This window comes from Paraburkholderia sp., assembly GCF_035656215.1.
Lineage (GTDB): Bacteria > Pseudomonadota > Gammaproteobacteria > Burkholderiales > Burkholderiaceae > Paraburkholderia.
The window spans coordinates 1-11,773 of the sequence record NZ_DASRSY010000194.1; the positions used below are offsets into that span (position 1 = coordinate 1).

At 61.8% G+C, this 11,773-nt stretch carries 11 protein-coding genes and 1 pseudogene; 3 read left to right on the forward strand and 9 right to left on the reverse strand.

Annotated features, from left to right (window positions below):
* Nucleotides 1-79: 79 nt before the first annotated feature.
* From VFE81_RS11070 to VFE81_RS11110, 9 genes are all read right to left on the reverse strand, one after another.
* Complete coding sequence (locus tag VFE81_RS11070; protein ID WP_325044636.1) at nt 80-1,030, reverse strand: hypothetical protein; 951 nt, start codon at nt 1,028-1,030, stop codon at nt 80-82.
* A gap of 579 nt (nt 1,031-1,609) precedes the next feature.
* On the reverse strand, nt 1,610-1,807 hold the full coding sequence (locus VFE81_RS11075) for a hypothetical protein (protein ID WP_325044637.1): 198 nt from the start codon (nt 1,805-1,807) through the stop codon (nt 1,610-1,612).
* Nucleotides 1,808-1,947: 140 nt separating this feature from the next.
* On the reverse strand, nt 1,948-3,501 hold the full coding sequence (gene hutH, locus VFE81_RS11080; RefSeq protein WP_325044638.1) for a histidine ammonia-lyase: 1,554 nt from the start codon (nt 3,499-3,501) through the stop codon (nt 1,948-1,950).
* A 42-nt stretch (nt 3,502-3,543) separates the two neighbouring features.
* Nucleotides 3,544-4,383, reverse strand: coding sequence for a histidine utilization repressor (gene hutC / locus VFE81_RS11085; RefSeq protein ID WP_414695579.1), 840 nt, complete (start codon nt 4,381-4,383; stop codon nt 3,544-3,546).
* A complete protein-coding gene (hisC, locus tag VFE81_RS11090) occupies nt 4,370-5,521 on the reverse strand; it encodes a histidinol-phosphate transaminase (protein WP_325044639.1) in 1,152 nt (383 codons plus the stop codon). The genes hutC and hisC overlap by 14 nt, the downstream gene beginning before the upstream one ends.
* Entirely contained in the window at nt 5,518-6,381 is an 864-nt protein-coding gene (locus tag VFE81_RS11095; protein ID WP_325044640.1) for an amino acid ABC transporter ATP-binding protein, read from the reverse strand. Before VFE81_RS11095 ends, hisC begins: the two co-directional genes overlap by 4 nt.
* Before the next feature lie 15 nt (nt 6,382-6,396).
* Nucleotides 6,397-7,059: an amino acid ABC transporter permease gene (locus VFE81_RS11100; RefSeq protein ID WP_325044641.1), complete on the reverse strand. Its 663-nt coding sequence runs from the start codon at nt 7,057-7,059 to the stop codon at nt 6,397-6,399.
* Nucleotides 7,060-7,068: 9 nt separating this feature from the next.
* Nucleotides 7,069-7,716, reverse strand: a complete 648-nt coding sequence (locus tag VFE81_RS11105) for an amino acid ABC transporter permease (protein WP_325044647.1) — start codon at nt 7,714-7,716, stop codon at nt 7,069-7,071.
* Between the two features lie 91 nt (nt 7,717-7,807).
* Nucleotides 7,808-8,632 (reverse strand): transporter substrate-binding domain-containing protein, encoded by an 825-nt coding sequence (locus VFE81_RS11110; protein ID WP_325044643.1) that lies wholly within the window; start codon nt 8,630-8,632, stop codon nt 7,808-7,810.
* Between the two features lie 259 nt (nt 8,633-8,891).
* On the opposite strand from VFE81_RS11110, the gene VFE81_RS11115 reads away from it, so the two are divergent.
* The 3 genes and pseudogenes from VFE81_RS11115 to VFE81_RS11125 form a co-directional block, all read left to right on the forward strand.
* Nucleotides 8,892-10,286: an FAD-binding oxidoreductase gene (locus VFE81_RS11115; protein WP_325044644.1), complete on the forward strand. Its 1,395-nt coding sequence runs from the start codon at nt 8,892-8,894 to the stop codon at nt 10,284-10,286.
* A 149-nt stretch (nt 10,287-10,435) separates the two neighbouring features.
* On the forward strand, nt 10,436-11,185 hold the full coding sequence (locus VFE81_RS11120; protein ID WP_325044645.1) for an electron transfer flavoprotein subunit beta/FixA family protein: 750 nt from the start codon (nt 10,436-10,438) through the stop codon (nt 11,183-11,185).
* A gap of 13 nt (nt 11,186-11,198) precedes the next feature.
* Nucleotides 11,199-11,773 (forward strand): annotated as a pseudogene (locus VFE81_RS11125) (electron transfer flavoprotein subunit alpha/FixB family protein); the annotation flags it as partial.

The window sequence follows — 11,773 nt, forward strand, 5'->3', positions numbered from 1 at the left end:
CGGCAAGTTTCTTAACCGAGAATTCTTCGTTGAGAACAGCAACTCTGACCTGTGCCAGGCAGTGCGCTCCCTCGTCCGTCTATCGCATTTGTTGCTTCTTCGCCATGCGATGGCTGACCACCAGGTTCACCGCAGACCCGGCAATGCTGCTGCTGATCGGTAGCCCCTTGTGATAGCGCATGCCATAGTTCGCGAGCGTACCGGCGTTGTTCTCGATGTAGAAGTACAGGCGGCGCAGGTTCCAGTACAACGTCGAGTGCTCATAGCCTTCCTTCGCCAACAGCGTGGCATCCAGGGCCTTGATGCGGGACACCGATTGTCGGCCCTTTCCATGCCAAACCAGCCACCTGGCGTGATCGATCTCTGTCTCTACAGCGATTCGCTCGTGGGACTCCATCGTCTGGCTTCCTAACACCGAGTTCCTGGCAGCCTTGAACTTCATCGCGATGTGAAACCAGTCCAGGATCCTTCCCCTGGCGAGCTGGCTGCCGTCCACAGCCTTGCCGAATTCGCCAGCGTCATCGCTGATCACGGTGACCCGCTCGTCTGGAGCCACGCCGCTTGCAAAGAGAAATTGGTCCAGCCGCGCGGCCGCCGATGGCACCAGCTTATGCACGTACGCGTAGAGACGCGGGGTGCGATCAGCAAGAGTTGCACGGCCCGCAACGATGTTGACATGTCGATCCCGCGTCAACTTCTGCGCCCAAGGCGATTTCAGCTCCGCAAGGTCGCGCGCCGCCTTGCGGCTCTTTGGGCTGCTGCTGAAGCTCAGCCACGCCGAGTCGACGCTCACGCAGCCGACGGTGGTCGATTCGCGAAGCTGCTCTCCGCCGACCGCTTTTGGTCCAGACGCGATATCGCGCTCGATCTGCGCGTCCAGCGCCCTACCGATGGCGAGGATCCGACGGCGAGTACTACCGAAGGAAATCCCTTTGTCCAGCGGAAGGACCTCTCGAAGCAGCTCAGTGGCCTGACGGTAGGGTAGATGGGCGGCCCAGCTGGCCTGCAGGTACTCCAATTCCGGCGTCACACGCTGGTGAACGGGCCTTGCACAGCGGACTCACGGAGCGGCGCGGTTGCCCTTGCTTTGCCGCGCAGCTGCACGCCCACAGCCTCGGACTCGGCACGTCGACCTTGCCAAACACGGTTCGCAGCACGATCGACCGGGCGTCCTTGTGCGCCAGCATCGAGCCACAACGGTGGCAAGCCAATTGGCTCTCCATCCACCCGGCAGTCTGCTCCGACACCAGTAACGATTGAACCTCGGCGAGCAAGACGCGACCTTCGGCAAGTATGAGTCCCAGGTCGGCGACGCTCCGGTCTTTTCGTTCCACCACAGCAACGATCGTCGCTTCAGTCTCACTCGTTTCCCCACCCTCCAGGCGGGCCTCGATGATCAGTCGCATAGCAACTCCGATCGTTTGGCAACGTCGCGAGCATAGCTGATACGGCCAGCGCGCAGGGGGGCTCGCTGGGCTCTTGTCGTTAGAAACTTCGCAGATTCCAAGCGCCGTATCCCATCGGGTCAGGCGCCGTCGCGCCGTCTACGACGGCGGTCAAGTCGACGGAAATGGCCTCCCACGGTTTGGTTCACTCTCCACCAACGCGCCTAGAAGTGCTTCGTCCGATGCGCGACACCCGACAACGGCAACTTCAGGCGCACCGCCAGCGTATCGAAACATGCAACGCCTTCGGAGATCGCCGTGCGGATGGTGCGAAAGGTCCGGCTGGTTGCGAGCACCGCGTCGCCATCGCCGGACTCGCTCCACACCAGCAGGAAACGCGTGCCTTGATCATTGTCACGCACTTGCAGCTGCCGGCGCGTGGATGAACCAAATGCGCGGATTTTTTCCATATGGCATCCCTGATGGATGGGATATTCTCTTCTCGTTTTTACGTCAAAACGCGACGGCGACGACATGCACGCGTCGTCGTCGTCGCGCGCAATCAGACTTCAGCAATTACGTGACTCGGCAGCAAAGTGGTAACGGCTTCCGGCGCCTTGCAGTCTGACACCCATGCTTTCATCGCGGCGATATCGTCCGCGAAAAAACGGTCCTTTTCATAAAAGGCCACGTTCTCGCGAATGTTCCCGATCACACGTTCGAGCGTTTGAGTTGAACGCAGCGGGCGATGAAACTCGATGCCTTGCGCTGCTGCCATCGCTTCGATGCCGACCACAACGGCGGTGTTTTCCGCCATGTCGCCCAGGCGCCGTGCGGCGAAGGTCGCCATTGACACGTGATCCTCCTGATTGGCGGAGGTCGGCAGACTGTCGACGCTGGCCGGATGGGCGAGCGACTTGTTTTCCGACGCAAGCGCTGCGGCCGTTACCTGCGCAATCATGAACCCCGAGTGCAGGCCGCCGTCGGTGACGAGGAAAGGCGGCAGGCCCGACAGATTCGAATCGAGCAGCAAGGCGAGACGACGTTCGGATATCGCACCGATTTCGGCGATGGCAATCGCAATGTCGTCTGCTGCGATCGCGACCGGTTCAGCGTGGAAATTCCCGCCCGACAGCACGTCGCCTTCGTCTGCAAAGACGAGCGGATTGTCCGAGGCCGCATTCGCTTCGATGCGCAAGACTTCAGCGGCGTGGCGCAACTGGTCCAGGCACGCACCCATGACCTGGGGCTGGCAGCGGATCGAATAGGGATCCTGCACGCGCCCGCAATCGTGATGTGACGCAACGATCGGGCTGTCTTCGAGGAGTGCCCGGTAAGCCGCGGCCACATCGATCTGACCCGGCTGCCCACGCGCCGCATGGATTCGGCTGTCGAACGGCGCGAGCGATCCCCTGATCGCTTCGAGCGACAGCGCGCCGGCGAGCACGGCGGATGCGAACACGTCTTCCGCGGCGAACAGACCCACCAGTGCCAGCGCCGTGGACACCTGGGTACCGTTGAGGAAGGCGAGCCCTTCCTTCGGGCCGAGTTGCAGCGGATCGAGTCCGGCATGGCGCAATCCTTCGAGCGCAGTGACACGTTTGCCGTCGACGCGTGCGTGTCCAACGCCGATCAGCACCGCGGTCATATGCGCGAGCGGCGCCAGATCGCCCGATGCGCCGACCGATCCCTTCGCCGGAATGCACGGATAGACGCCGGCGTTGATCAGACGCACGAGCGCATGAATCGCTTCGGAGCGCACGCCGGAATGGCCGCGTGCAAGGCTGATGGCCTTGAGCGCCATGATCAGGCGCACCGTGCTGTCGGCGAGAAGTTCGCCGGTGCCGACGCTGTGCGAGAGCACAAGGTTCTTTTGCAACTCGGCCAGCTTGTCCGACGGAATGACGGTTTGCGCCATTTTTCCGAAACCGGTGTTGATCCCATAGACCACCGCGCCACGCGCAATCACATCGTCGACCACCGCATGGCTGCGTTCGACTCCGGGAAACGCGCGTGCATCGATCTCGACCGGCGCGCATTCGCGCAAGACCCGGCGCAACTGATCGAGTCTCACTTCGCCTGGAAAGAGGGTAATGACATTCTTGAATTGCGTCATGATTGATTGTCCGATATCAAGGAATTGGAGAGCGTGGTAGAGCTAGCCGTGTCGCTGGGCGACATCAGGAGCAAAGCGGCAACCTAGCCGGTAGCGTGAACCCGGGTGAACGAAGCGCGCGAAAGTCACAGCGACAGCTCCTGTCCACGTACGCCGCACCAGAGTGAGGCAGGGTTCCTCATTGGAGATTTCCAGCAGTTGCGCCTCCGTGGCCGTGACAAGGCCCGCATCGACAACGTGTTCGATTTCATCCAGCGGCACGGTGCTGTACAGATATGCAGACGGGCGTGTGCTGTTGAAATCCTGGTCGAGAAAGGCCGGCGCCACCGCAGGATTGACATATCGATCTTCAAGCTGGACCGGCAGACCATTTTCGCGGTGCACGCAGATCACGTGAAACACCGAGGCACCTAGCTCAAGTCCCAGCGCGTTCGACACGATGGCCGGCGCGGTTTCCCGTTTTTGCAGCAAGGTTTTGAAGCTGTATTCGTGACCGCGCGAGCGGATTTCGTCTCCAATATGGGCGATCATCAGCAGCGTGGATTGCGGTTTGCTCTCGGCGACGAACGTGCCGACACCCGATAGCCGTGTGAGCAGGCCTTCGTCGCTCAGTTCGCGCAAGGCACGATTCACCGTCATGCGCGAAACGCCGAGTGTTTCGACCAGGCTTAACTCGGACGGAATGCGGTCGCCCGAACGCCACGTGCCGGCGTCGATGGTGGTCCGGACGTAAGTCTTGACGCGCTCATAACGGGCGACGGCCGGCCCGTTGGCCGTATCCGAAGGTGCGGTGACGTGCTGCACTGCGCGCTTCGCCCTGGCGCTCGCCTGGTTTGTCTCTTCCTTCGCCGAGGAGCGTGGGTTGCGTTCAGTGGATTTCAATTTGCATTCCTCTGCTCTGTGCCGCGCCCAGACGGGTAAGCGCCTCAATAAACAGATCGTTGTCGTCGCGGCTGCCGATAGAGACGCGCAGGCAGTTCGCGTAGCCTGTTTCCCGCCATGGTTTGACGATCACGCCTTCACGCAGTAGCCGCTGCGACAGCGCGACCGCATCCTCATGGGCGTCGAAAAACAGAAAGTTCGCACATGAGCGCGCCGGCATATAGCCGAGCGCGAGCAACGATGCGCGCATCCCCTCGCGTTCACTGGTCACGTGCGCAACGCTAGCGGCGACGTGCTCAGGGTCGGACAAGGCCGCAACCGCGGCGCACTGAGCGAGGTGATTGATATTGAATGGCGTACGCACCCGGTTCATCAGGTCAGCGAGCCGCGAGTCCGATGCGATGCCGTACCCGATCCGCAGCCCCGCAAGTCCATACGCTTTGGAAAACGTCCGCAGCACAAGCCACGGCAACCCGGATTCCGCCAGCAATGCCAGGCAGTCCGCATAACCCGGCGTGGCGACGGCATACTCGTAGTACGCTTCGTCCCAGACGACCAGTGTGCCGGGCGACACACAGGACAGCAGGCGCTTGATCTGCGCGCCATCCATCGCACAGCCGACAGGATTGGACGGGTTGCTCACCAGCAGCATCCGCGTGTTGGGTGTGAGCGCTGCGCAGAGTGCGTCAACGTCAAATTCGAGGCCGCGCATCGGAACGGTCGTCACGGTCGCGCCGACGCTTTGTGGGCAAATGACGTGCAGTCCGAACGACGGCACGACGGTGACCACCTCGTCGCCAGGCGCAAGAAACGTGTGTGACGCCACGGACAGCAGATCTTCGGAGCCGTTGCCGACCACCAGTTGTCCGGCATCGACGGGAAGACGTGCCGCCAGTGCGGCCCGCAACACGCCACAGGCTGGGTCTGGATAAACAGCGATGCCGTCGACCAGCGCCTGCGCCAGCGCATCGGCCACGCGTGCGCTCGCGCCGTACGGATTTTCATTGCTGGCGAGTTTGGCAATGCGTGTCACACCGAACTGCTCGCGCACATGGCTCGCGGACAACCCCGCGTTATAGGCGGGCAATGCGCACACTTCGGGGCGAAGGGCGTCAATGAGCGCATCGGTAGGGGTCATGCTGGCTCCGTATCGTTGCTTCGCGTCCAGAACGCGTTGCGATCAAAGTAGTTCTGCAGAAATTGCCGCAGGCGCGGCTGGGCTGCATCATGAAAGACCTCGTGCGGCGATCCCTGGACGGCGATGCGTCCCTGATCGATGAAGACCACCTTGTCGGCGACCTGGGCGGCGAAGCCCATTTCATGGGTGACCACCATCATCGTCATACCGTCGCGGGCGAGCTGTTTCATGACCTGCAACACCTCGCCGACCAGTTCGGGATCAAGCGCCGAAGTGGGCTCGTCGAACAGCATGATGTGCGGTTCCATCGCCAGCGCGCGTGCAATGGCGACGCGTTGCTGCTGGCCGCCCGAAAGTTTGGCCGGGTAGGCGTGGGCCTTGTGTGCAAGACCCACGGTCTCCAGCATCGCCATGCCGCGCCGCTTCGCTTCGTCGCGCGACTGGCCGCGCACGCGCTGCAAGGCTTCCATGACGTTGCCGAGGGCGGTCATGTGCGGCCACAGGTTGAATTGCTGGAACACCATGCCGACGTTGCGCCGAACGCGGTTGATCTCGCCCTGCGAGGCCCGCGTGCGGCGACCGTTGCGGTCGGTGTACCCGAGCAGTTCGCCTTCGATCAGCACCTCGCCCTGGTCATAGGTCTCCAGCGCCGCGACGCAACGCAACAGGGTGCTCTTGCCCGATCCGGACGGGCCGATGACGCAGACCACTTCGGATTTGGCGATGTCGAGGTCGACGCCGCGTAACACTTCGTTTTCGCCATACTGCTTGCCGAGCTCACGCACCTGGATCAGGGGTTGGCGCGTGGGAGGCGTGGCGTTCGGGATAGGACTGGTAGGCATATCAGTAATGGCATTCATGGCTGGGAATCCCTGTCAGGCGTAAAAGCGGGCAAGCCGTGTCTCTGCCCATGTGCCGGCGCGTGACGTCGTTTCGACCAGCACGAGGTAGCAGACGCACAGCACGAGCAGCGTTTCCATAAAGGCGAACGTCGCTGAGCCGATCCCCGTCAGGACGAAGGTGAGTTCAGGGACGGTGACGATCGACAGGACGGCCGTTTCCTTGCTCAGCACGATGGTGAGGTTGGTGAGCGCGGGCACGATCAGCACGAGCATCTGCGGGAGTTGAACGCGCCACACCGTCTGCAGGCGGGACAAGCCGAGGCATTGCGCCGCTTCGAGATGACCCTTCGGCACTGAGCGGAATCCCGAGCGGAATGCCTCTGCAAAATAGGCGCTGCTATAGAGGCCAAGCCCGACGACACCAGCCGTCATCGGCTCGAGTGTCAGACCGAATGATGGACCGCCGTAGTAGAGCAGAAAGAGCTGGATGAGAAACGGCGTGCCGCGGAAGAACTCGACATAGGCGCGCAGCAGTGCACGCAGCCAGCGGCTGCCGAACAATTGCAGGACCGCGATGATGAAACCTATCGCTATGCCGATGAGCACGCCCGCAGTCCATGTGCCGATGGTGTAGGCGAGCCCCGAGAGTATCGGCTGAAGGTTGTGCGTGATGACGGTGAGATCGAACTGTTTCATCTTATGGCCTCATGCCTGTAGCCGGTGTTCGGCCAGATGAGCAAGCGCCGCCAGCGTGCCGTTGATCAGAAAATAGATCAGCCCGGCGGCCAGATACGCTTCAAGTGGGCGATAGGTCCCGGCGGCGATGTTCTGCGCGGTGCGAGTGATTTCAGCGACGCCGACCACGGAGATCAGCGACGATGCCTTGATCAGCAGCACCATTTCGTTCGCGAGCGAGGGCAGGGTGAGCCGGAACGCCTGGGGTATCTCCACGCGCCGCAGCATGTCGAACGGGCGGATACCCAGCATGCGGGCGGCCTCCATCTGGCCGGGCGGAATGCTCAGAAAGCCGCCACGGAGAATTTCCGCGACGTACGAGGCGGAACACAGCGAAACTGCGCTGATTGCCGCGACGAGAGGCGGCACGTTGATGCCCACAAAGGGCAGCAGGTAGTACACCAGAAGCAGTTGCACGAGCAGCGGTACGCCGCGGAAAAAGAACACATAGGTTCCTCCGCACGCGCGTGTGACGGGGTGGGCGGAAAGCCGTGCGGCGCATACGCCGAGCGCCAGGAAAAAGCCGATCGCAAGACCGGCGAGCGAGATTCCCACGGTTGCAAGGGCCGCCTTGAGCAACAGGGGGAACGCTTGCGCAAAAACAATCGGGCTGAACATGGCGGGGGCGTCTGAAATAGGGGGCGAAAGGTCGGGCAGGCGTGTGCGGCAGGCTCTGCGCCGCACACGCGCGAACACCGGTGTGGCTCGCTCAATAATTCGGTGCGGGCAGCGTGCTCGGCGTGTCCATTGCGACGCCAAGCCACTTCTTCTGCAAGGCTGCGAGACGTCCGTCTTTGTTCATCTTGACAAGCGCGGCGTCGAACGCGGCGAGCAGCGTCTTGCTGTCTTCGTCCTTGCGCATGCAGTAGGCGTAGTACACCTTCGCGCCGAACGACGGTTGCATGACGGCGAACGTGTCGGGCCGCTGTTTTGCGACGTAGGCGATATTGGTCACCGAGTTCGCCACGGCGACGATGCGGCCGGCAGCGAGATCGGAGTAGGCCTGATTAAAGTCGACGTACTCGCGGATTTCGGGTGGCCTGGGCAGGGTCGCAGCCCAGACTTTCAGCTGTTCGTACTGTGCCGTGCTCTTGCCCGCGCCAACCGTTTTGCCGGCGATATCCGACGCCTGCTTGAGGGACGTGTCGCCGGTGCGCTTGAGCAGCGCGTCGGTTGCGTCGGCAATCGGCAGGGTGTATGCGTAGCGGTCCGCACGGGCCTTCGTCACCGTCAGCGGGCCGCCGACCATGTCGAACTTGTGCGCTTCCAGTCCGGGTAACACGCTCGGCCACGGCAGGTCGATGAAACGCACCTTCACGCCCAGTTCCTTGCCAATTTCGGCGAACAGATCCTTGTTGAAGCCGGCTTGCTGGCCGTTCTCGAGGAAGTCGAACGGCGCGAACTGCATCTCCGTACCGACCACCAGTTCACCGGCCTTGTGCACGTTGGCCAGGTCGTCCGCGTGGGCGCCCACGCTTGCCGCACACAACGCCAAAGTCACTGCACAACTCTTCCAGCCTGCCATCTTGTTCATGGGATTTCTCCTGAGGGATAGAAAAACGCTGTAGGGGTCGTACCGTCGGCGCCGGCCGGTTCGATGTGACGCAGTATATACCGCAATTTTTTGCGAATTGCCTGTTTTTGCTGCATCGTTTACCCATGATTGCGGTTTGAATTTATGCGGTATATACAGCATGTCACACCAACGAAAATCCCCTCAGGAGTGTTTACATGTACCTTTCGATTCCGCTTTCAGATGGCTTCGTTTTCACGTCATGCGCAGGAGCGGCGGTATGAACAACGCTCCCTTTGATGACACGCTGGCGGCACTACGTGAAGCGCTTGGCGAAGATGGTGTGCGGGTGGGGGCGGCGATCGGCGAACGCTCAATGACGGATTGGACGAAGCATGCCGCGACGCGGCCCGTTGCATTGCTCCTGCCGTGCACCGTGGGGCAGGTCGCGCGGGCGCTGGCTATCTGCAATGAAGCGCACCAGACGGTGGTCCCGCAAGGTGGGATGACTGGGCTGTCGGGAGGTGCTATTCCCCGGGCATCCGATATCGCACTGTCGCTCGACCGGATGGCCGGGATCGAAGAGATCGACACCGCTTCGGCGGCGATGACCGTGCTGGCCGGCACGACCTTGCAAACCGCCCAGGAGGCGGCTTCCGAAGCCGGTTTCGAACTGGCGCTCGACCTGGGGGCGCGCGGTTCCTGCCAGATTGGCGGCAATCTGGCGACCAATGCCGGGGGCAACCGGGTCATCCAGTCGGGGACCGCGCGCGAGCAGGTCCTCGGACTCGAGGTCGTGCTGGCGAGCGGCGCCATCCTCAGTTCGATGAACAAGATGGTGAAGAACAACACCGGCTACGATCTCAAGCACCTGTTTATCGGGTCAGAGGGCACGCTGGGGGTCATTACGCGCGCCGTGCTGCGCTTAAGGCGGCAACGCGCCGCACGGCACACGGTTCTCGTCGCATTCGACGCGTATGACAAGGCGGTGGAACTGCTGCGGCGGCTGTCAGCCCAGTTTGGGAGCGACATCAGCGCGTTCGAGCTCATGTGGTCTGACTTTTTCGACTTCGGCGTATCGCTGACCGCGAGCGGGCGCTCGCCGTTCGCCGAGGCCTACCCGCTCTACGCGCTGGTGGAGCACGCGAGCTTCGACGCGGCCGATGACGGTGAGTCATTCGCTGCCGTGCTCGATGAGCTGCTTGAGGAGGGCGTGATTCTGGATGCGGTGATTGCGCAATCGGTTGGCGACGCCGAGGCGCTTTGGGCGATCCGCGAATGCACCGCGGAGTTTCCGGTGAAACTGGATCCCGTGAATTTCGACGTTAGCCTGCCCACAGGCGTGCTGGGCGAATTTGTCGCCCGTTGCCGTGTCGCGCTCGACGAAACATGGCCGGGCAACGTGTCCTATTTCTTCGGCCACATCGGCGATTCGAACCTGCACCTCACAGTCGATGGGCGGTCTGTGCCGGAGGTTTCGCATCACACGATTTACGCGTTTGTTTATGACATGTTGAAGCCTTATGGCGGTTCGGTGTCCGCAGAGCACGGCATTGGTCTGCTCAAACGAGAGTTTCTGGCCGTATCGCGCTCGCCTGAAGAGCTGGCGGCGATGATGGCAATCAAGGCGGCGCTCGACCCGAACGGCATCCTGAATCCGGGTAAGGTGATCTGACAGGTAGCGGTGCCGGTGTGAACAGGTCGGATAGTGACAGGCGGAACTGATCGTTGCGGAATTGAAAGGTGACTCAATGATGTTCAGGCATTGGCGGCAACTGAAGCCGTGATTTTTTCCGATGCAAGCTGGATAGACGAGGAGATTAAATGAAAGTGTTGGTAGCAGTGAAACGCGTGGTCGATTACAACGTGAAAGTTCGGGTGAAGTCGGACGGCACGGGCGTCGACATCGCGAACGTGAAGATGTCGATGAATCCGTTCGACGAAATCGCGGTTGAAGAAGCGGTGCGTCTGCGCGAAGCGGGTGTGGCGACTGAAGTGATCGCCGTGTCGGCCGGTGTGACGCAGTCGCAGGAAACGCTGCGCACGGCGCTGGCGATCGGCGCGGACCGCGCCATCCTGATCGAGTCGAACGAAGATCTGCAGCCGCTGGCGGTCGCCAAGCTGCTGAAGGCGCTGGTCGACAAGGAACAGCCGCAGCTGGTGATCTTCGGCAAGCAGGCCATCGACGACGATTCGAACCAGACCGGCCAGATGCTGGCTGCGCTGGCTAACCTTCCGCAAGCCACGTTCGCTTCGAAGGTTGTCGTGGCCGACGGTAAGGCGACGGTGTCGCGCGAAGTGGATGGCGGCGCCGAAACGCTGTCGCTGAGCCTGCCCGCTGTGATCACGACCGACTTGCGCCTGAACGAGCCGCGCTACGTGACGCTGCCGAACATCATGAAGGCGAAGAAGAAGCCGCTGGAAGTCATCAAGCCGGAAGACCTCGGCGTTGATGTGACGCCGCGTCTGAAGACGCTGAAAGTCGTCGAGCCGCCGAAGCGCTCCGCCGGTGTGAAGGTGCCGGATGTGAAGACGCTGGTCGAGAAGCTGAAGACCGAAGCCAAGGTGCTGTAAGGAGACGGACGAAATGACGAATCTGGTAATTGCTGAACACGATAACGCGTCGATCAAGGCCGCGACGCTGAACACGATTGCCGCCGCGCAGAAGATTGGTGGCGATATTCACGTGCTGGTCGCAGGGCACAACGCGCAGGCTGCGGCGGATGCGGCAGCGAAGATTGCAGGCGTGAGCAAGGTGTTGCTGGCCGACGCGCCGCAACTGGCAGCGGGCCTGGCAGAAAGCGTCGAAGCGACGGTGCTGAACATCGCGAAGGACTACACGCACATCCTTGCGCCGGCGACGGCCTACGGCAAGAACATCGCGCCGCGTATCGCGGCGAAGCTCGACGTCGCACAGATCAGCGACATCACCGCAGTGGAAAGCACCGATACGTTCGAGCGCCCGATCTACGCGGGTAACGCGATCGCGACGGTGCAATCGGCTGACCCGATCAAGGTCATCACGGTCCGCACGACCGGTTTCGACCCGGTCGCAGCAGAAGGCGGCAGCGCAACGGTCGAGAAGATCGAAGCGGCAGCCGACACGGGTCTCTCGCAATTCGTGAGCCGTGAAGTGACGAAGCTGGACCGTCCGGAACTGAC